This window comes from Candidatus Kosakonia sp. 282A-S69, from assembly GCF_029433855.1.
Classification (GTDB): Bacteria; Pseudomonadota; Gammaproteobacteria; order Enterobacterales; family Enterobacteriaceae; genus Kosakonia; species Kosakonia cowanii_A.
Genome location: NZ_JAROAU010000003.1, coordinates 2,704,823 through 2,725,300, shown reverse-complemented (window position 1 = coordinate 2,725,300; position 20,478 = coordinate 2,704,823). Strand labels below are relative to the sequence as shown.

16 protein-coding genes and 1 pseudogene are annotated in these 20,478 nt (G+C 57.2%); 10 read left to right on the top strand and 7 right to left on the bottom strand.

Annotation, left to right across the window (positions count from 1 at the left end; translation table 11 throughout):
* Positions 1-60: 60 nt before the first annotated feature.
* Together PU683_RS18525 and PU683_RS18520 are read right to left on the bottom strand one after the other, a co-directional pair.
* Entirely contained in the window at positions 61-885 is an 825-nt protein-coding gene (locus PU683_RS18525; protein ID WP_277173978.1) for an AraC family transcriptional regulator, read from the bottom strand.
* A gap of 70 nt (positions 886-955) precedes the next feature.
* Positions 956-1,814: pseudogene (locus tag PU683_RS18520) on the bottom strand (SDR family oxidoreductase); the annotation flags it as partial.
* Between the two features lie 83 nt (positions 1,815-1,897).
* Between PU683_RS18520 and PU683_RS18515 the strand changes: the two are divergent.
* Positions 1,898-2,293 carry a winged helix-turn-helix transcriptional regulator gene (locus PU683_RS18515; protein ID WP_277173976.1) on the top strand — a complete coding sequence of 132 codons (396 nt, stop codon included), beginning with the start codon at positions 1,898-1,900 and terminating at the stop codon, positions 2,291-2,293.
* Between the two features lie 45 nt (positions 2,294-2,338).
* On the opposite strand, the gene PU683_RS18510 is transcribed toward PU683_RS18515, so the two are convergent.
* Positions 2,339-4,282, bottom strand: coding sequence for a bifunctional 2',3'-cyclic-nucleotide 2'-phosphodiesterase/3'-nucleotidase (locus PU683_RS18510; RefSeq protein ID WP_277173974.1), 1,944 nt, complete (start codon positions 4,280-4,282; stop codon positions 2,339-2,341).
* Positions 4,283-4,470: 188 nt separating this feature from the next.
* On the opposite strand from PU683_RS18510, the gene cysQ reads away from it, so the two are divergent.
* A complete protein-coding gene (cysQ, locus tag PU683_RS18505) occupies positions 4,471-5,214 on the top strand; it encodes a 3'(2'),5'-bisphosphate nucleotidase CysQ (protein WP_277173972.1) in 744 nt (247 codons plus the stop codon).
* On the opposite strand, the gene PU683_RS18500 is transcribed toward cysQ, so the two are convergent.
* Positions 5,204-5,761 (bottom strand): YtfJ family protein, encoded by a 558-nt coding sequence (locus PU683_RS18500; protein WP_124970361.1) that lies wholly within the window; start codon positions 5,759-5,761, stop codon positions 5,204-5,206. The genes cysQ and PU683_RS18500 overlap by 11 nt on opposite strands.
* Positions 5,762-6,097: 336 nt before the next feature.
* Here PU683_RS18500 and PU683_RS18495 point away from each other — a divergent pair, with 336 nt between their 5' ends.
* Positions 6,098-6,304: a DUF1107 domain-containing protein gene (locus PU683_RS18495; protein WP_094419212.1), complete on the top strand. Its 207-nt coding sequence runs from the start codon at positions 6,098-6,100 to the stop codon at positions 6,302-6,304.
* A gap of 75 nt (positions 6,305-6,379) precedes the next feature.
* On the opposite strand, the gene paeA is transcribed toward PU683_RS18495, so the two are convergent.
* Entirely contained in the window at positions 6,380-7,714 is a 1,335-nt protein-coding gene (gene paeA, locus PU683_RS18490; protein WP_187801098.1) for a polyamine export protein PaeA, read from the bottom strand.
* A gap of 179 nt (positions 7,715-7,893) precedes the next feature.
* Complete coding sequence (msrA, locus tag PU683_RS18485; protein ID WP_277173968.1) at positions 7,894-8,538, bottom strand: peptide-methionine (S)-S-oxide reductase MsrA; 645 nt, start codon at positions 8,536-8,538, stop codon at positions 7,894-7,896.
* 246 nt (positions 8,539-8,784) lie between these two features.
* Here msrA and tamA point away from each other — a divergent pair, with 246 nt between their 5' ends.
* Genes tamA through PU683_RS18470 form a run of 3 tightly spaced genes read left to right on the top strand, consistent with a single transcriptional unit; the run spans position 8,785 to position 14,647 of the window.
* Positions 8,785-10,518 carry an autotransporter assembly complex protein TamA gene (gene tamA / locus PU683_RS18480; RefSeq protein ID WP_277173966.1) on the top strand — a complete coding sequence of 578 codons (1,734 nt, stop codon included), beginning with the start codon at positions 8,785-8,787 and terminating at the stop codon, positions 10,516-10,518.
* A complete protein-coding gene (gene tamB, locus PU683_RS18475) occupies positions 10,515-14,291 on the top strand; it encodes an autotransporter assembly complex protein TamB (RefSeq protein ID WP_277173965.1) in 3,777 nt (1,258 codons plus the stop codon). Before tamA ends, tamB begins: the two co-directional genes overlap by 4 nt.
* 2 nt (positions 14,292-14,293) lie before the next feature.
* The gene (locus tag PU683_RS18470; RefSeq protein WP_277173963.1) at positions 14,294-14,647 is read left to right on the top strand and encodes a gamma-glutamylcyclotransferase family protein; all 354 of its coding nucleotides are present in this window, start codon (positions 14,294-14,296) and stop codon (positions 14,645-14,647) included.
* Positions 14,648-14,989: 342 nt separating this feature from the next.
* On the opposite strand, the gene ppa is transcribed toward PU683_RS18470, so the two are convergent.
* Entirely contained in the window at positions 14,990-15,520 is a 531-nt protein-coding gene (gene ppa, locus PU683_RS18465) for an inorganic diphosphatase (RefSeq protein WP_277173961.1), read from the bottom strand.
* Positions 15,521-15,920: 400 nt separating this feature from the next.
* Here ppa and ytfQ point away from each other — a divergent pair, with 400 nt between their 5' ends.
* Genes ytfQ through yjfF form a run of 4 tightly spaced genes read left to right on the top strand, consistent with a single transcriptional unit; the run spans position 15,921 to position 20,455 of the window.
* On the top strand, positions 15,921-16,877 hold the full coding sequence (gene ytfQ, locus PU683_RS18460; protein ID WP_023478471.1) for a galactofuranose ABC transporter, galactofuranose-binding protein YtfQ: 957 nt from the start codon (positions 15,921-15,923) through the stop codon (positions 16,875-16,877).
* 54 nt (positions 16,878-16,931) lie between these two features.
* Positions 16,932-18,434, top strand: coding sequence for a galactofuranose ABC transporter, ATP-binding protein YtfR (gene ytfR, locus PU683_RS18455; protein WP_277173960.1), 1,503 nt, complete (start codon positions 16,932-16,934; stop codon positions 18,432-18,434).
* Positions 18,435-18,444: 10 nt separating this feature from the next.
* Complete coding sequence (gene ytfT / locus PU683_RS18450; RefSeq protein ID WP_277173959.1) at positions 18,445-19,470, top strand: galactofuranose ABC transporter, ATP-binding protein YtfT; 1,026 nt, start codon at positions 18,445-18,447, stop codon at positions 19,468-19,470.
* A complete protein-coding gene (gene yjfF / locus PU683_RS18445; RefSeq protein ID WP_277173957.1) occupies positions 19,457-20,455 on the top strand; it encodes a galactofuranose ABC transporter, permease protein YjfF in 999 nt (332 codons plus the stop codon). Before ytfT ends, yjfF begins: the two co-directional genes overlap by 14 nt.
* Positions 20,456-20,478: the final 23 nt, after the last annotated feature.

Genomic DNA, 20,478 nt, shown 5'->3' with positions numbered 1-20,478 from the left:
TTATCTGGTTCACGCCAGTGTAGGGGAGCAGGACGAGGGCGTATTGTAGGAGATTGCGCATTACCGGCGCACAACCTGCTTTTGGTAGCGTACCGGGGTAATTCCGTAGCGCAGGGTGAAGGCGCGGGTAAGATGGGATTGATCCGTCAGGCCAGTGAGGGCGGCAACCTCTGCCGCTGGTATCCCCTGGGTGAGAAAATGCTTGGCTCGCCACAGGCGGATCGCCATCAGCATCTGGTGCGGGGTGACGTGAAAATGGGCTTTGAACTGGCGCTGGAAGTGGTAGGGGCTGAGCGCCGCGACGCTTGCGAGATCGTCGAGTGTCAGGCTGCGCATATAGTTGTCATGCAGGTAATCGCGTACGCGCTCAAAACGGTGCGCGCCTTCCCGGCGCTGCGGGGCGTGCTGCGCCAGCGGGCGAAAAGTATCAATCAGATCGAGCAACACGCCCTGTTGCGCCAGCGGATCGTCGGTATGCCAGAGGGCATAAATATGCGAGCAGAGCTGGCGGGCGCGCAGCGCATCGAGTCGGGTGACATCGCGAAACCACCAGTGGCGCACGCCGGTCACCTGCTCGAGCAGATCGGGGTCGAGATAGACCATGCGGTAGCGCCACCCCTCTTCGCCCGCCGCTTCGCCGGTGTGGATCTCATCGGGATTCATGGTGACGACCGCATTGGTCGGGGCAACATGCTGCGTCCCACGATAGCGAAAGCGTTCGGCACCGGCTTCAATCGCACCAATGCCAAACGCTTCATGGGTATGCGGCTCAAAGGCGTAACGGGAAATGTGCGCGTGGTACAGCTCCACTCCCGGCAACTGCGCCAGGTGGCGAAACCGCGCGCTGTCGCGCTCATCAATAAACTGCTCAGGTACGCCTTCCACACTTCACCTCCCCCGGAACATGCTCACTATTATTAGGGATGACCCGGTAAGAGGCTATAAAATTTAACCAATTATTAACGTTACATCAGATCGTTAACGCTGTCGGCGATCGAGGTGGTCGGGCGACCGATCAGTTTGCTCAGGGTCTGGCTGTCGTCAAACAGCCCGCCTTTTGAGGCACCGATATCGGAATCTGCCAGCATCTCTGCCAGCCCGTCCGGCAAACCTGCGCCTTTCAGCGCGGCGGCAAAATCGGCTTCGCTCAGGTTCTGGTAGACCACCTTTTTACCGCTCGCCTCGCTCAGCAGCGCCGCCAGTTCGCTCAGCGTCCAGGCGCTGTCGCCCGCCAGTTCGTACACCTTGCCAGCGTGACCCTCTTCGCTGATGACGCGCGCAGCCGCAGCGGCATAATCGGCACGCGTTGCCGAGGCGATTTTTCCCTCGCCCGCCGCGCCGAGGAAGACGCCGTGCGCCAGCGCGGCAGGTGCGCTCGCGAGGTAGTTTTCGCTGTACCAGCCGTTACGCAGCAGGGCAAACGGAATGCCGGATTCGGCGAGCAGCTTTTCGGTTTCCACGTGTTCAGCGTGCAGGCCAAGCGGCGAGGTATCGGCATGCAGCAGGCTGGTGTAGGCGATAAATTTCACCCCTGCGGCTTTCGCAGCGTTGATCACATTGCGGTGCTGCGCGGCGCGCTGGCCAACTTCGCTGCTGGAGATGAGCAGCAATTTTTCGACGCCCGCCAGCGCCTGAGTGAGGGCAGCCTGATCGTTGTAATCGCCCTGGCGAACAATAAGGCCTTGTTTGCTCAGCGCTTCGGCTTTCGCCGGGTTACGCACAATGGCGACAATCTCTTTTGCGGGAACGGTTTTTAACAGGGCTTCTACAACAAACTGGCCGAGTTGGCCGGTGGCGCCGGTGAGTGCAATCATGATGTTTCTCCTGCGTGGGGGTAAGTGTTGTGGTAGGCTAGCACTCTAACTAACTTTTAGTAAGTACGTACAAAAAGGTAAGTATGAAACAGCAAACTCGCCCGCAAACCCTGAGCGAACAGATGCGCGACGGCAATCTCTTCGCCGAGCAGTGTCCCTCCCGGGATGTGCTGAAACACGTCACCAGCCGCTGGGGCGTCTTAATTCTGGTCGCCCTGCGCGAAGGGACGCACCGCTTTAGCGATCTGCGCCGCAAGATGGGCGGTGTCAGTGAAAAGATGCTGGCGCAGAGCCTGCAGTGGCTGGAGCAGGATGGTTTTGTTAACCGCGTCGCCTTTCCGGTGGTGCCGCCACATGTTGAATATAGCCTGACGCCGCTCGGCGAGCAGGTGAGTGAAAAGGTTGCCGCGCTGGCAGACTGGATTGAGCTGAACTTGCCCGCGGTGTTGACCCATCATCGCGAGCGCGATGTGGCGTAATAAACCCGCAGCCGTGAGCGGAACTGGCGGCTACGGGTTAGCTGCTTACTTGCGTAAATCGATGCTATAGAGAGCGAAACCGATCTCGTCGGTGCCGACTTTCTGCATCGGATACTGCGCTTTCTCCTTGATAAACGCGGCGGCTTTCGCCGTTGGCGCAGTTTCAAAGCGAATATCCAGCTTGTGGCTACTGGTGATCGGTGCCAGACGCCAGTTGTTGTCCGCCGCCGGGTGGATCTCCCCCGCACGCTGCGTCTCATCGCTGATCCACTTCGCCAGCACCGCGCGGTTCTCATCCGGTGAGGCGAAGGCGATATGGCTGTCGCCGGTACCGGCAAACTTGCCGCCGTAAGCGCGGTAGTTATTGGTCGCAACGAGGAAAACCGCATTCGGATCGATGGGCTTGCCGTCAAAGGTCAGGTTCTTAATGCGCTCCGCCTGCGGATTGATGCTCTGGCATTCGCCGTCATAGCGCGCTGGCTGGGTGACATCAATCTGGTACTTCACGCCGTCGATAACGTCGAAGTTATAGGTGCGGAAACCGTCCCAGTTGATTAAGTTCTGCGGCTTGTCGCTATTGGGATCGATCTGGTTGAACTGCCCGGCCGAGCACTCGAGCCACTCTTTCACCTCTTTGCCGGTCGCTTTCACCACCACCAGCGTATTGGGGTAGAGGTAGAGATCGGCGGCGTTGCGGAAGGTGAGCTGCCCCTTTTCCACTTCGACAAAGCTGGCCGGATCGTTTTTACGCCCGCCGGCTTTAAAGGGCGCGGCGGCAGAGAGCACCGGCAGCTTCGCCAGATCCGGATCGCCCTGAATAAAGTGCTCAACATAGGCCTTCTGCGCGTTGTTCACTACCTGAACGGTGGGATCGTCCTGCACCAGCGACAGGTAGCTGTACATGTTGTCTGCCGATTTGCCAATCGGTTTACCGACAAACTCGCGGGTGGCATCGTGATCGTGTTTAAGGATCTGCACCAGCTTCGCATCTTCGCCCACCAGCGCTTTCTTCGCGGCGGCGTCATAAATCGGGCGCGCTTGCGCTTTCGCGTCGCTCACTTTCCACTTACCGGCATCGTTATTCAGCACCAGGTCGACCACGCCGAGGTGATCGCCCCACATGCCCGGCATCACCGCCGGAATACCGTTCAGCGTCCCTTTACTGATATCTGCGCCTTTGATGGCGGCAAACTCTTTGCCCGGGAAGACGGCATGCGCGTGACCAAACAGGATCGCATCAACGCCCGGCACCTGGCTGAGATAGTAAACGGAGTTCTCCGCCATCGCCTGATAGGGCTCCGCCGAGAGGCCAGAGTGGGCGACGACGACCACCAGATCGGCGCCTTTCGCGCGCATCTCCGGCACATAGTGACGGGCGGTTTCCGTGATGTCGTTCACCGTCACTTTCCCGCTCAGATTGGCTTTGTCCCACACCATAATCTGCGGCGGTACGAAGCCAATGTAACCGATACGCAGGGTATGGGTTTTACCCTCTTTATCCACCACCGGCGTCTCTTTGATGAGATAAGGGGTAAAGAGCGGTTTATGGGTTTTGGCGTCGATGATATTGGCGTTTACATAGGGGAATTTCGCTCCGGACAGCGCCATATGCAGGTAATCCAGCCCGTAGTTAAATTCGTGGTTACCGAGGTTGCCGACCGCGTAATCAAGGGTGTTGAGCGCTTTGTAGACCGGATGAATTTCACCTTTTTTCAGCCCCTTTGCCGCCATATAGTCGCCCAGCGGGCTGCCCTGGATTAAGTCGCCGTTATCGACCAGCACACTGTTTTTCACTTCGCCGCGCGCGGCATTAATCAGGCTGGCGGTGCGCACCAGGCCAAATTTTTCCGTTGCCGAGTCTTTGTAGTAGTCAAAATCCATCATATTGCTATGCAAATCAGTGGTTTCCATTATGCGTAAATCCACCGTTGCCGCTTGCGCGCTGGCCGCAATCAGCGTGGCCAAAAGCGTTGCACTAAACTTAATCATCAGAGGCGTCCTTTTCGATCTAAGCCACAAAAGAAAGTGTTATGTACAGTGTGTTGCTTACAGAATTGTGAATAGTGCCATAAAAGTGAGCAATGAAACTGCAATCCCTCTCACAGTTGGCAGATCCCGGCGCAATGCGATATAAGTAAAACAATGAGTTACACACCACTGCACAGAGAGAGGTGGATATGTTAGAAGCAATTTGTCAGCTCGCGCGCGAAGCGGGCGATGCCATTATGCAGGTATACGACGGCCATCAGCCGATGGATGTAACCAGTAAAGTGGATGATTCGCCGGTGACGGCGGCAGATATCGCCGCGCACCATGTGATTGTACGCGGATTACAGGCGCTGGCTGCGGATATCCCGGTGCTGTCTGAAGAAGATCCTCCCGCCTGGGAGACGCGCCAGCGCTGGCAGCGCTTCTGGCTGGTGGACCCGCTCGACGGCACTAAAGAGTTTATCAAGCGTAACGGTGAGTTTACCGTCAACATCGCGCTGATTGAGCAGGGCAAACCGGTGATGGGCGTGGTCTATGCCCCGGTGCTTGATGTGATGTACGCCGCCGCAGAGGGCAACGCGTGGAAAGAGGAGGGCGGTCATCGCCAGCCGATTCAGGTGCGTGATGCGCGACCGCCGCTGGTGGTGATTAGCCGCTCGCACTCGAACGATCCGGAGCTGGAGGAGTATCTGCACCAGCTGGGCGAGCATCAAACTACGGCGATTGGTTCATCACTGAAGTTCTGCCTGGTGGCCGAGGGGAAAGCGCAGCTCTATCCACGCTTTGGGCCGACCAGCGTCTGGGATACGGCGGCCGGCCATGCGGTGGCGGTGGCGGCCGGGGCGCACGTTCACGACTGGAAGGGGCGCACACTCGACTACACCCCGCGTGAATCCTTCCTTAACCCCGGCTTTCGCGTCTCTATTTACTGAGCAGTTTATGCAGCAGGGCAACCACCTGCTGCACCTCTTGCTGGCTCAGGCTGCCATCTTTCGCAAACTCTACGCGCCCCTCTTTATCGAGCACCACAATGGCGGAACCTTTCTCTTCCAGCTGCCAGGCTTTACGCACCGAACCTTCGCTGTCGACAATAAATTGTGACCACGGATAGAGCTTTTTATTGCTCTCAAGGCTGCTGCGCACAAACATCGCGCTGCCAGGGATGGCGTCATCGGTGTTCACAATGGTTGTGGTCTGGTATCTGTCGTGCGGCAGGTTGGCGCTTTTGATGGCCTCAATCAGCGCGGCATTCTTCTCTTTTGCCGAGGTGCGACCGGCAATATGCATCACCACGCGCACTTTTCCTGGCAGTTGCGCGCTATTCCAGTTTTTATAGCTAAACTTGTCATTATTCAGCAGCAACTCCCCGCGGTCGGCAACGCCCACAGGCGGCACGCGCTGGTTGGTTTCAAAGTTATGCGCTGAAGCGACCAGCGGCAGTAACAAGCATGTCGCTGCCAGAATGTTACGTAGGGTCATGGTGTCTCCGTCTCTCATGTTTATATGCAGGTGATCCGACCACTCGGTACGGCAGTTTAATCATATGTGCGATCAATAGGGTTTTCCCGCAATGGGGATGCCAGTTTGCGGGTTAACGCACATATCGGTTAAAAAACGTAGGCTTATACTGCGAAGTTTCAGGGTTTGAAAAGAAAATTCTGATTAATTGTCATCAAAAGGTAAATAAACCCATTCAGACTATGTATCGGTCATGTTGTGGACTATAGTCACTGGGCAACAAAATTTGCGCTCATCAACGTCGGACCAAATGTGGGACCGCAAGGGCGTAATCTGTTTTACAGGAGAGATAGAAGAATGAAAATTTTCCAGCGTTACAACCCACTTCAGGTGGCTAAGTACGTCAAGATCCTGTTCCGTGGACGGTTGTATATCAAGGACGTTGGCGCTTTCGAGTTTGATAAGGGCAAGATCCTTCTGCCGAAAGTGAAAGACAAACAGCACTTCTCTGTGATGTCTGAAGTTAACCGCCAGGTTCTGCGCCTGCAGACCGACATGGCGTAATCTGTTGTGCTATGCAGTAATAAAGTCCTATAAAAAACGGCCCCACAGGGGCCGTTGATGTTTCTGCTTCTGGCGTTATGCCGCGCCTTTATCTTCCATATCCGGTAATTTCGGCGTCAGCACCGCGGTGCGGGCATCAATGCGCGTCACCAGCAGCTGATCGATGCGGTAGTTATCGATATCCACCACTTCGAATTTGTAGCCGGAGAACTTCACCGCATCGGTACGTTTCGGGATTTTACGCAGCATAAACATCATAAAACCGCCGATGGTTTCATAGTTGCCAGACTGCGGGAACTCGTCGATATCCAGCACGCGCATCACGTCGTCAATCGGCGTACCGCCATCGATCAGCCATGAGTTTTCATCACGGGCGACGATCATCTCCTCCACCTGGCCGACCAGATCGCCCATCAGGGTGGTCATCACGTCGTTCAGGGTAATCACCCCCACCACCAGCGCATATTCGTTCATGATCACCGCGAAGTCTTCGCCCGCGGTTTTGAAACTCTCCAGCGCTTCTGAGAGCGTCAGCGTGTCCGGCACAATCAGCGTGTTGCGGATCTGCACACCGCTGTTAAGCGCCATGCTCTGGTTCGCCAGTACGCGGTTAAGCAGATCTTTCGAATCAACATAGCCGACGATATGGTCGATATCGCCATTACAGACCAGAAACTTCGAGTGCGGATGCTCCGACACTTTATTTTTCAGGCTCTGCTCATCTTCATGCAGATCGAACCAGATAACGTTTTCACGTGAGGTCATCGACGAGGGTACGGTGCGCGACTCGAGTTCAAACACGTTCTCAATCAGTTCATGCTCCTGCTTACGCAGCACCCCGGCTAACGCACCGGCTTCCACCACGGCATAGATATCGTCAGAGGTGATGTCATCTTTGCGCACCATCGGCAGTTTGAAGATGCGGAAAATGACGTTCGCCATACCGTTAAAGAACCAGACCAGCGGGCGGAAAACGAAGAGACAGAAGCGCATCGGGTTGATGATGCGCAAAGCCACAACTTCGGGCGCAATCATACCGATGCGTTTCGGCGTCAAATCAGCAAACAGGATGAAGAGACCCGTGACCAGCGAGAAGGAGATGATAAAGCTCAGCTGGTCGGCAAGCTCCGGTGAAACAACATTGAGCAGCAGGTTATAAAACGCGGGGGAGAAGGCGGCGTCACCGACGATACCACCCAAAATGGCGACGGCGTTAAGGCCGATTTGCACCACGGTGAAGAAGGTGCCGGGATTTTCCTGCATCTTCAGGATGCGTTGTGCGTTGATGTTGCCATCATCGGCAAGCAGTTTAAGTTTGATTTTTCGCGATGCGGCGAGCGAGATCTCAGATAACGAGAAAAACGCACTCACCGCGATCAGACAGAGTATGACTAAGATACTGTTTAACATAATTTATCCAGCTATTAACCGGATCCTCGGAAGGGTTTTTTAGAAAATCCATGTGGTAAACACAATGAATGCCGGCCCGAAGCGGTGGACCGGCAATTTCGCCGTTAGTATAGCGTAAGCCTGTTACAGCCTGCCAGCGGCTAATTTCGCTACTTTTCGTCGCCTATTCCCTGCTTTATTTAGGGATTAAGCTGCGGCGGCAAGCACACACCGATGCCGCCGATCCCGCAATAGCCCTGCGGATTTTTGTAGAGATATTGCTGGTGATCGTCTTCCGCGTAATAGAAGGGTTTTGCGCTGGCGATCTCGGTGGTGACGGTGCGCGCGTCGCCCGCTTCACGCATGGCGGCCTGGAAGCGCGTCAGGCTTTCGCGTGCGGCGGCGTCCTGCTCCGGGGTGAGCGGATAGATGGCGGAGCGGTATTGCGTCCCACGGTCATTGCCCTGACGCATCCCCTGCGCCGGATCGTGGTTTTCCCAGAAGATCTGCAACAGCTGCTCGTAGCTCACCACTTGCGGATCGTAAACCACGCGTACCGCTTCGGCATGACCGGTCTGGCCGCTGCACACTTCGCGGTAGGTCGGGTTTGGCGTGTAGCCGCCGGTGTAACCTGCGGCGGTGCTGTACACCCCTTCACGCTGCCAGAAGAGGCGTTCAACGCCCCAGAAGCAGCCCATGGCGAAAATCGCCACCTCCATCCCTTCCGGCACATGTGTCATCGAGTGCTCGTTAACAGCGTGTAAACTGGCGACAGGCATCGGCGTCGGGCGTCCGGGCAGAGCATCAGACTGAGAAACAAGGTTATTTTTATCGAACAGGCTCACGGTAATACCTCCCGGCGAGTGTCATTGCGGTTAGGGTTGTGTTAAGGATGGTGTTTTAACACAATGTACGACCTAAATCAGACTAGATTTAAACATAAGAAATTTTGGGCTAGTCGTCCGTTTTTCAACCCGATAAAAGGGTTTTTTATCAGCCTGGCTGCTGCTGTCGTGGCACAATCAGGCCCAGCGCGGAGCTGCGCTTACGTTTCCTTCCAGGAGTGGGAGCGAGGATATTCAGGAGAGAACGTGCCAAAGATCCGTCTTTTATGTTTTGCCGGTTTGTTGCTGGTGAGCGAAACGGCATTCGCCGCCAATGTGCGATTGCAACTTGAGGGGTTAACCGGGCAACTGCAGAAAAATGTGCGCGCCCAATTGTCGACTATCCAGAGTGATGAAGTGACGCCCGACCGCCGCTTCCAGGCGCGCGTTGACGATGCCATCCGGGAAGGGTTGAAAGCGTTAGGCTACTACGAGCCAACCATTGTTTTCGAACTGCGTCCACCGCCGGAGAAGGGGCGCCAGGTGCTGATCGCCCGTGTTTCGGCGGGTGAGCCTGTGCGCATCGGCGGCAATAAGGTGATCCTGCGCGGCGGCGCGCGCACCGACAGCGACTACCTTTCGCTGCTCAAAAAGCGCCCGGCTATCGGTACGGTGTTAAACCACCACGACTATGACAGCTTTAAAAAATCCCTGACCAACGTCGCGCTGCGCAAAGGCTACTTCGACAGCCAGTTCAACAAAAGCCAGCTGGGTATCGCGCTGGATCGCCGCCAGGCCTTCTGGGATATCGATTATGACAGCGGTCAGCGTTACCGCTTCGGCGATGTCACCTTCCAGGGATCGCAAATTCGCGACGAATATCTGCAAAATCTCATTCCTTTCCATGAGGGGGATTATTACCAGACCCAGGATCTGGCGGAGCTTAACCGCCGCCTCTCCGCCACCGGCTGGTTTAACTCGGTGATTGTTGCGCCGGAGTTCGACAAAGCGCGTAAGACTAAGGTGCTGCCGCTCAGAGGCGTGGTCTCGCCGCGCACGGAAAACACCATTGAAACTGGCGTCGGCTACTCCACCGATGTCGGGCCGCGCGTTAAAGCGACGTGGAAAAAACCGTGGGTCAACTCCTACGGGCACAGCTTTACCACCAGTATGAGCGTCTCGGCGCCTGAGCAGCAGCTCGATTTCAGCTACAAGATGCCGCTGTTGAAAAATCCGCTGGAGCAGTACTACCTGGTGCAGGGCGGGTTTAAGCGTACCGATCTCAACGATACGGAAGCGGACTCGACGACGCTCGCGCTGTCGCGTTACTGGGATCTCTCCAGCGGCTGGCAGCGGGCAATTAACCTGCGCTGGAGCCTCGATCACTTTACTCAGGCCAACGTCACCAACACCACTATGTTGCTCTACCCTGGAGTGATGGTCAGCCGTACCCGCTCGCGCGGGGGGCTGATGCCAACCTGGGGCGATTCCCAGCGCTATTCGGTCGATTACTCCAATACCGCCTGGGGATCGGATGTCGACTTCCTCGTCCTGCAGGCGCAGAACGTCTGGATCCGCACGCTCTACGATCGCCACCGCTTCATCGCGCGCGGCAATCTTGGCTGGATCGAAACCGGTGATTTCCAGCGCGTTCCGCCGGATCTGCGCTTCTTCGCCGGGGGCGATCGCAGTATTCGCGGCTATAAATACAAATCGATCTCCCCGGAAAACGAACGCGGCAAACTGATCGGGGCATCGAAACTGGCAACCGGCTCGCTGGAGTACCAGTACAACGTCACCGGCAAATGGTGGGGCGCGGTGTTTGTAGATAGCGGTGAAGCGGTGAGCGATATCCGCCGCAGCAACTTTAAAACCGGCACCGGCGTCGGCGTGCGCTGGCAGTCGCCGGTCGGGCCGATCAAGCTCGATCTAGCGGTACCCGTCGGCGATAAAGAGGAGCATGGGTTGCAGTTTTACATCGGGTTGGGGCCAGAATTATGAGTTTATGGAAGAAGATCAGCCTCGGCGTGGTGGCGTTTCTTGTATTACTGCTGGGCACGGCGATCTTTCTGGTCGGCACTACCAGCGGCCTGCACCTGCTGTTTAAAGCGGCGAACCGCTGGGTACCGGGGCTGGAGATCGGCCAGGTCACGGGCGGCTGGCGCGATCTGTCGCTGAAAAATATCCGTTATACCCAGCCGGGCGTAGCGGTCGACGCGGGGCAGATCCACTTTGCGCTCAACCTCGGCTGCCTGCGCAACAGCAGCGTCTGCGTCAACGATCTGTCGCTAAAAGATATTAACGTGGCGATCGACACCAAAAAGATGCCGCCTGCGCAGAAGGTGGAAGAGGAGGAGAGCGGGCCGCTGAACCTCTCTACGCCGTACCCCATTACGCTGAGCAGGGTGGCGCTGGAAAACATCAATATCAAAATCGATGACACCACTGTCTCGCTGATGGATTTTAGCTCCGGGCTGAACTGGCAGGAGAAAAACCTGACCCTGAAACCCACCTCACTGCAGGGCTTGCTGATTGCGCTGCCGAAAGCGGCCGATGTGGCGCAGGAAGAGATTATCGATCCGAAGGTTCACAACCCGCAGCCGGAGGAAAAACCGCTCGGCGAGACGCTGAAAGCGCTGTTTGAAAAGCCGCTGCTGCCGGAGATGCAGGATGTTCATCTGCCGCTGAATCTCAATATCGAAGCGTTTCGCGGCGAGCAGCTGCGCCTGACCGGCGACACCGATATTCTGGTGCGCAGCCTGCTGCTGAAAGTGAGCAGCATTGACGGGCAGATGAAGCTCGACGCTTTCGATATCGACTCTAATCAGGGACAGGTCAATGCCACCGGCACCGCGCAGCTGCGCGACAGCTGGCCGGTCGATATTACCCTCAACTCGACGCTGAATGTCGATCCGCTGAAAGGCGAGAAGGTGAAGCTGAAAGTGGGTGGCGAACTGCGCAAGCAGCTGGAGCTTGGCGTTAACCTCTCCGGCCCGGTGGATATGGTGCTGCGGGCGCAAACGCGGCTGGCAGAAGCGGGGCTCCCGCTTAATCTTGATATCACCAGCCAGCAGCTCTACTGGCCCTTTACCGGTGAGAAGCAGTACCAGGCCGATAACCTGAAGCTGAAGCTCAGCGGCAAAATGACCGACTACGCGCTCTCGTTCCGCACGGCGGTAAAAGGGCAGCAGGTTCCGCCAGCTGCCATCACACTGGATGGCAAAGGCAACGAGCAGCAAATCAGTATTGATAAGCTCTCTGTTGCTGCGCTACAGGGCACCACCGAACTGAAAGCGCTGCTCGACTGGCAGCAGGCGATCAGCTGGCGTGGCGAACTGACGCTGAAGGGGATTGATACAGCAAAAGCCTTCCCCGAGTGGCCTGCGAAGCTTAATGGCCTGGTGAAAACCCGCGGTAGCCTCTACGGCGGCAGCTGGCAGATGGATGTGCCGGAGCTGAAGCTTAACGGCAACGTGAAGCAGAACCGGGTCAAGGTCGACGGGCAGCTGAAAGGCAACAGCTACCTGCAGTGGGTGATCCCCGGCCTGCACCTTGAGCTGGGTAAAAATAGCGCCGATATCAAAGGCGAGCTGGGGGTAAAAGATCTCAACCTTGACGCCACTATCGATGCGCCAGGCCTCGATAACGCGCTGCCAGGACTCGGCGGCACGGCGAAAGGGGTGGTAAAAGTACGCGGCACTGTCGATGCGCCGCAGGCGCTGGCCGATATTACCGCCAACAACCTGCGCTGGCAGGAGCTCTCCATCGCCCGCGTGCGCGTGGAAGGGGATGTGAAATCAAGCGATCAGATTGGCGGCAAGCTGAACGTGCGCGTTGAGCGTATCGCCCAGCCTGGCGTCAACATCGGCCTGGTGACGCTGGCCGCCGACGGCAATGAGAAGCAGCACAAGTTGCAGCTACGTGTGCAGGGCGAACCGGTCTCCGGTCAGCTGGCGCTGGCGGGCAGTTTCGATCGTCAGCAGCAGCGCTGGAAAGGAACGCTTAGCGACACGCGTTTCGCCACGCCGGTGGGGCCATGGTCGCTGACGCGCCCGATTGCGCTCGATTACCGCAACCAGGAGCAGAAGATCGCCATTGGCCCGCACTGCTGGCTCAACCCGAATGCCGAGCTGTGTGTGCCGCAAACCATTGATGCCGGCGCGGCAGGGCGCGCGGTGGTCAATCTCAATCGTTTCGACCTCGCGATGCTGAAACCGTTTATGCCGGAAGCAACGCAGGCGAGCGGCGTCTTTAGCGGCAAAGCGGATGTCAGCTGGGACAGCACCAAACCGGGCCTGCCGCAGGGGCAGGTGACGCTTGCCGGGCGTGGTGTGAAGGTGACGCAGGAGGTGAACGGTGCGCCGCTGCCGGTCGCCTTCGACACGCTGAATCTTAATGCGAGGCTGCAAAACGATCGCGCCGATCTCGGCTGGCTGATGCGTCTGACCAATAACGGCCAGTTCGACGGCCAGATCCAGGTTACCGATCCGCAAGGGCGACGCAATCTCGGCGGAACGGTGAACATTCGCAACTTCTCGCTGGCAATGGCAAACGCCATCTTCAGCCGCGGCGAGAAAGCGGCGGGAACGCTTAATGCCAACCTGCGCCTTGGCGGAAACGCCCAAAGCCCGCAGCTGTTTGGTCAGCTGGGGCTGAATGCGCTCGATGTTGAGGGCAACTTTATGCCGTTCGACATGCAGCCCAGCCAGCTGGCGATGAACTTTAACGGCACCACCTCAACGCTACAGGGCGTGGTGCGCACCAGCCAGGGGCAGATTAACCTCAGCGGCGATGCGGACTGGAGCCAGATCGACAACTGGCGCGCGCGCATTGCGGCGAAAGGCAGCAAGGTGCGTATTACCGTGCCGCCGATGGTGCGCCTCGATGTCTCGCCGGATGTGGTGTTTGAAGCGACGCCGAGCCTCTTCACTCTCGACGGCGATGTTGATGTGCCGTGGGCGCGCATTGTGGTACACGATGTACCGGAGAGCGCGGTCGGCGTCTCCAGCGATGAGGTGATGCTCAACGACCAGTTGCAGCCGGAAGAGGAGCAGCGCGCGTCGATCCCGATCAACAGTAATGTGACGGTGCATGTCGGCAACAACGTGCGGCTCTCTGCCTTCGGCCTGAAAGCGCGGCTGACGGGCGATCTGAAAGTGGCGCAGGATAAGCAGGGCCTTGGGCTCAACGGGCAGATCAATATTCCGGAAGGGCGTTTCCACGCGTACGGGCAGGATCTGATTGTGCGTAAAGGCGAGCTGCTCTTCTCCGGCCCGCCGGATCAGCCGCTGCTTAATATCGAGGCGATCCGTAACCCGGAAGCAACGGAGAACGATGTGATTGCCGGGGTGCGCGTGACCGGCTCTGCGGATGAGCCGAAAGCGGAGATCTTCTCCGACCCGGCGATGTCGCAGCAGGAAGCGTTATCCTATCTGCTGCGTGGGCAGGGGCTGGAGAGCGAACAGAGCGATAGTGCGGCCATGACCTCGATGCTAATTGGTCTGGGGGTTGCGCAAAGTGGTCAGGTTGTGGGTAAAATCGGCGAGACCTTTGGCGTCAGCAACCTGGCGCTAGACACACAGGGCGTCGGCGACTCCTCACAAGTGGTGGTCAGCGGCTATGTGCTGCCGGGTCTACAAGTAAAATATGGTGTAGGAATTTTTGACTCACTGGCGACTCTCACGTTACGTTATCGCCTGATGCCTAAGCTGTATCTTGAAGCGGTGTCTGGCGTAGATCAGGCACTAGATTTGCTCTATCAGTTTGAGTTTTAGCAATGCGAATATTTGTCTACGGCAGTTTACGACGCAAGCAGGGCAACAGCCACTGGATGACCAACGCTCAGTGGCTGGGCGACTTCAGCGTTGAAAATCATCAGCTGTACAGCCTGGGGCACTACCCGGGCGCGGTGCCGGGCGACGGCAGCGTGCTGGGTGAAGTCTACCGCATCGACGCCTCAACGCTCGGTGAGCTGGATGCCCTGCGTACCGCAGGCGGCGAGTATAAACGGCAGTTGATCCAGACGCCGTACGGTAGCGCATGGATGTACGTCTACCAGCGTTCGGTCAAGGGGAAAACCTTGATTGAAAGCGGCGACTGGCTTGACCGCGACCACTATCAAAAGCAGTAATCAGTCACAGAGAACCGCGCCGATGGCGCGGTTTTTTTTGCGCCGCGCATGTTTGCCGGATGGCGCTGCGCTTATCCGGCCTACGTTTGACCGCAACCTCTGTAATTTCACATGCCAGAGGCGCAGTTCGTAGGCTGGATAAGGCATCGCCATCATCTGGCAAAGCAGGTCAGCACCGAAAGCCGGACATTCGCAGTTCGTAGGCCGGATAAGGCATCGCCGCCATCCGGCAAAGCAGGCCAGCGCCAAAAGCCGGAGGAACAACCCGCTATCCCCGATCCGCAGCCATAAAAAAAGCCCTGCGCGCGTTATGCGCTACAGGGCTTCTTTTAAGAAATGGGCTTACTTCTTGGCAGCACGCTCGAAGGAGGCAACGATTTCAGCTTTCGCCGCGTCAGCGTTGTCCCAACCGTCCACTTTCACCCATTTGCCTTTCTCGAGATCTTTGTAGTGCTCGAAGAAGTGGGTGATCTGTGCTTTCAGCAGTTCCGGCAGGTCGTTCACATCTTTAATGTGATCGTACTCTTTGCTCAGCTTGGTGTGCGGAACCGCAACCAGTTTGGCATCTTCACCAGATTCGTCGGTCATTTTCAGCACGCCAACCGGACGGCAGCGGATCACAGAGCCTGGCTCCAGCGGGTACGGCGTCGGCACCAGCACGTCTACCGGGTCACCATCCAGAGAGAGGGTGTGGTTGATGTAACCGTAGTTGCACGGATAGAACATCGCGGTGGACATGAAGCGGTCAACGAACAGCGCGCCGCTCTCTTTGTCGACTTCGTATTTGATCGGGTCAGCGTTAGCCGGAATTTCGATAATGACGTAGATATCTTCTGGCAGATCTTTACCCGCCGGGACGTTGAGTAAGCTCATGTTTGTTTCCTTTAAAATGTGTGGCAAACAAGTGCCGGGTATTATAGCCAACTGGCGGTGAATGTCTTGGGCTGTTTTACTCGGCTGCCACTTTTCAGACCCTTTACCGGCGCCATTTCATGACAACTTTGTCCATATCCATAGCAGCATACTGAATAATTTTGTGTAAACGATTACAGCGAAAAAATGCGTTTTTGCTGCGTCAGTAAATTTCTGCAATTTCAAGGGAGATTCCTGCTGTGTTTCGCCTCCCCTTTTCGCGCGCCAGATCGCAACTGATAACTAACAATTCATTCACTTTTCCGATTTGTGATGTAACTCATTTTGTTACATCTCCGATTGTCTATAGTTTCCCCGCAGGCGAAGTAGTAGCCAACAATAACCCTACGAGGATGCTCTTATGTGGAAGCGTTTACTTCTTGTCACAGCAGTTTCGGCAGCTATGTCGTCTATGGCGATGGCTGCGTCGTTAACCGTGGGATTTTCGCAGGTCGGCTCGGAGTCCGGCTGGCGTGCCGCTGAAACCAACGTTGCAAAAAGCGAAGCCAGCAAACGCGGCATTACGCTGAAGATTGCTGACGGTCAGCAAAAACAGGAGAACCAGCTTAAAGCGGTGCGCTCCTTTATCGCGCAGGGCGTCGATGCCATCTTTATCGCCCCGGTGGTTGCTACCGGTTGGGAGCCAGTACTGAAAGAAGCGAAAGAGGCGAAGATCCCGGTCTTCCTGCTCGACCGCTCCATCGATGTGAAAGACAAGTCGCTCTATATGACTACCGTCACCGCTGACAACGTTCTCGAAGGGAAGCTGATTGGTGAATGGCTGGTGAAAACCGTCGCAGGTAAACCGTGTAACGTGGTTGAACTGCAGGGCACCGTTGGCGCAAGCGTCGCCATCGACCGTAAGAAAGGGTTCGCGGAAGCGATCTCTAAAGCCTCTAATATCAAAATTATCCGCTCTCAGTCCGGTGACTTTACCCGCAGTAAAGGTAAAGAGGTGATGGAGAGCTTTATCAAAGCCGAGAACAACGGCAAAAACATCTGCATGGTTTACGCCCATAACGATGACATGGCGATTGGTGCCATTCAGGCCATCAAAGAAGCGGGCCTGAAACCGGGCAAAGATATCCTCACCGGCTCTATCGACGGCGTACCGGATATCTACAAAGCGATGATCGATGGCGAAGCCAATGCCAGCGTCGAGCTGACGCCGAACATGGCAGGCCCGGCCTTCGACGCGCTGGAGAAATTCAAAAAGGATGGCACCGAGCCGCCGAAGTTGACCATTACCAAATCCACCCTCTATCTGCCGGATACGGCGAAAGAGGAGCTGGAGAAGAAGAAAAACATGGGCTACTGAGTCCTGTCGTCCCTCTCCCCACCAGGGAGAGGGCATCTGTGTAAGGGGTCAACAATGAACGCGGAAGCACACCAGGAAATCCTGCGTACCGAAGGCTTAAGTAAATTCTTTCCCGGCGTAAAAGCGCTCGATAACGTGGATTTCTCGCTGCGACGCGGTGAAATCATGGCCCTGCTCGGCGAGAACGGCGCGGGTAAATCGACGCTTATCAAAGCGCTGACCGGGGTTTACCACGCGGATAAAGGCACCATCTGGCTCGAAGGCAAGGCCATCAATCCCAAAAATACCGCCCATGCCCAACAGTTGGGGATTGGCACCGTTTACCAGGAAGTGAACCTGCTGCCGAATATGTCGGTGGCAGATAACCTGTTTATTGGCCGTGAGCCGCGTCGCTTCGGCCTGCTGCGCCGTAAAGAGATGGAGCAGCGCGCCAGCGAGCTGATGCAATCTTACGGCTTCTCGCTCGACGTGCGCGAGCCGCTTAACCGTTTCTCCGTGGCGATGCAGCAGATTGTCGCTATTTGCCGCGCCATCGATCTCTCGGCGAAAGTGCTGATCCTCGATGAGCCAACCGCCAGCCTGGATACCCAGGAGGTGGAGATGCTCTTCACCCTGATGCGCCAGCTGCGCGATCAGGGCGTCAGCCTGATCTTCGTGACCCACTTTCTCGACCAGGTTTACACCGTCTGCGATCGCATCACCGTGCTGCGCAACGGTAGCTTTGTCGGCTGTCGCGAAACGCGCGAGCTGCCGCAAATTGAGCTGGTGAAGATGATGCTGGGTCGCGAGCTGGAGAGTAACGCCCTGCAGCGCGCCGGGCGCACGCTGCTGAGCAACAAGCCGGTGGCCGCCTTTAACAACTACGGTAAGAAAGGGGTGATCGCCCCGTTCGATCTTGAGGTTCGTCCCGGTGAGATCGTCGGCCTCGCCGGGCTGCTCGGCTCCGGGCGCACCGAAACGGCAGAGGTGATCTTCGGTATCAAACCCGCCGATAGCGGCAGCGCGGTGATCAAAGGCCAGCCGCAAACTCTGCGTTCGCCCCATCGCGCCTCCTGTCTTGGGATCGGTTTCTGCCCGGAAGATCGTAAAACCGACGGCATTATCGCCGCGGCTTCGGTACGCGAAAATATCGTGCTGGCTCTGCAGGCCCAGCGCGGCTGGCTGCGGCCGATTCCGCGTAAAGAGCAGAACGCGATTGCCGAGCGCTTTATCCGCCAGCTTGGGATCCGCACGCCGAGCGCCGAACAGCCGATTGAGTTTCTCTCCGGTGGCAATCAGCAAAAAGTGCTGCTCTCGCGCTGGTTGCTGACGCGCCCGCAGTTCCTGATCCTCGATGAGCCCACGCGCGGGATTGATGTTGGCGCACATGCTGAAATCATCCGCCTGATCGAAACCCTCTGTGCCGACGGGCTGGCGCTGCTGGTGATCTCCTCTGAGCTGGAGGAGCTGGTGGGCTACGCGGATCGGGTAATCATCATGCGCGATCGCAAGCAGGTCGCCGAGATCCCGCTCGCCGAGCTTTCCGTTCCGGCAATCATGAATGCCATTGCGGCGTAAGGAGTAGAGTGTGATGCCTCAATCACTGGGCCAACAAGCGCAGCCGAAGCGCCGTTTTAGCTGGCCGACCGGCACGCCGCAGATCTTAGCCCTGCTGCTGGTTTTACTGGTGGACAGCCTGGTCGCGCCCCATTTTTACCAGGTGGTGCTGCAGGATGGTCGCCTGTTTGGCAGCCCAATCGATATTCTTAACCGCGCTGCGCCGGTCGCGCTGCTGGCCATCGGCATGACACTGGTGATCGCTACCGGCGGCATCGATCTCTCGGTGGGCGCGGTGATGGCGATTGCCGGCGCGACGGCAGCGTCACTAACCGTTTCTGGTCATAGCCTGACGGTGGTGCTGCTGGCGGCGTTGGCAACCGGCGTGCTGGCCGGGCTGTGGAACGGCATTCTGGTGGCGATCCTCAAGATCCAGCCCTTTGTCGCCACGCTGATCCTGATGGTCGCCGGGCGCGGGGTCGCGCAGCTTATCACCTCCGGGCAGATCGTTACCTTTAACGCGCCGTCGCTGGCGTGGCTCGGCAGCGGCTCGCTGCTGCTCTTTCCAACGCCGGTGATCATTGCGCTGGTGACGTTAATCATCTTCTGGCTCTTTACCCGCAAAACGGCGCTGGGCATGTTTATCGAAGCGGTGGGGATTAATATTCGCGCGGCAAAAAACGCCGGGGTGAATACGCGGCTGGTGGTGATGCTCACCTATGTGCTGAGCGGCGTTTGCGCGGCCATCGCCGGTGTGATTGTCACGGCCGATATTCGCGGTGCGGATGCCAACAACGCCGGACTGTGGCTGGAGCTGGACGCCATTCTGGCGGTCGTGATTGGCGGCGGCTCGCTGATGGGCGGGCGCTTCAACCTTGTGCTGTCGGTGGTGGGGGCGCTGATTATTCAGGGCATGAACACCGGTATTCTGCTCTCCGGTTTTCAGCCGGAGCTTAACCAGGTGGTGAAAGCGGTGGTGGTGATGTGTGTGCTGATTGTCCAGTCGCCGCGCTTTATTGCGTTGCTTAAAGGAGTGCGCGGTCATGATAAAACGTAACCTGCCGTTGATGATCACGCTGGGCGTTTTCGTGCTCGGCTACCTCTACTGTCTGACGCAGTTTCCCGGCTTCGCCTCGACGCGCGTCATCTGTAATATCCTGACGGATAACGCCTTTCTGGGCATTATCGCCGTCGGCATGACCTTTGTGATCCTCTCCGGCGGTATCGATCTCTCCGTCGGCTCGGTGATCGCCTTTACCGGCGTCTTCCTGGCGAAAGCGATTGGTGCCTGGGGCATCTCGCCGCTGCTCGCCTTCCCGGTAATTTTGCTGATGGGCTGCGCCTTCGGTGCCTTTATGGGACTTTTGATCGATGCGCTGAAAATCCCGGCATTTATCATCACCCTCGCCGGGATGTTCTTTCTGCGCGGCGTCAGCTACCTGCTCTCGGAAGAGTCGATTCCCATTAACCACCCGATGTATGACACCCTTTCCAGCCTCGCCTGGACTATCCCAGGCGGCGGGCGGCTAAGCGCGATGGGGCTGCTGATGCTGATGGTGGTGGTGGTCGGTATTTTCCTTGCTCACCGTACCCGGTTTGGCAACGAAGTGTACGCCATTGGCGGTAACGCCACCTCGGCGAACCTGATGGGCATCTCGACGCGCAGCACCACCATTCGCATCTATATGCTCTCAACGGGGCTGGCGACACTTGCCGGGATTGTCTTCTCGATCTACACCCAGGCAGGCTATGCGCTGGCGGGCGTGGGCGTTGAGCTGGACGCGATTGCATCTGTGGTGATTGGCGGCACGCTGCTGAGCGGCGGTGTTGGCACGGTGCTCGGTACGCTGTTCGGGGTGGGTATTCAGGGGCTGATTCAGACCTATATCAACTTCGACGGCACGCTCAGCTCCTGGTGGACGAAGATCGCCATCGGTATTCTGCTGTTTATCTTTATTGCACTGCAACGCGGTCTGACGGTGCTGTGGGAGAGCCGGCAGAACTCGCCGGTGACGCGGGTAAGCCCAACGGCAACAAAGTAACAACATATTGATATTGCTCTTTT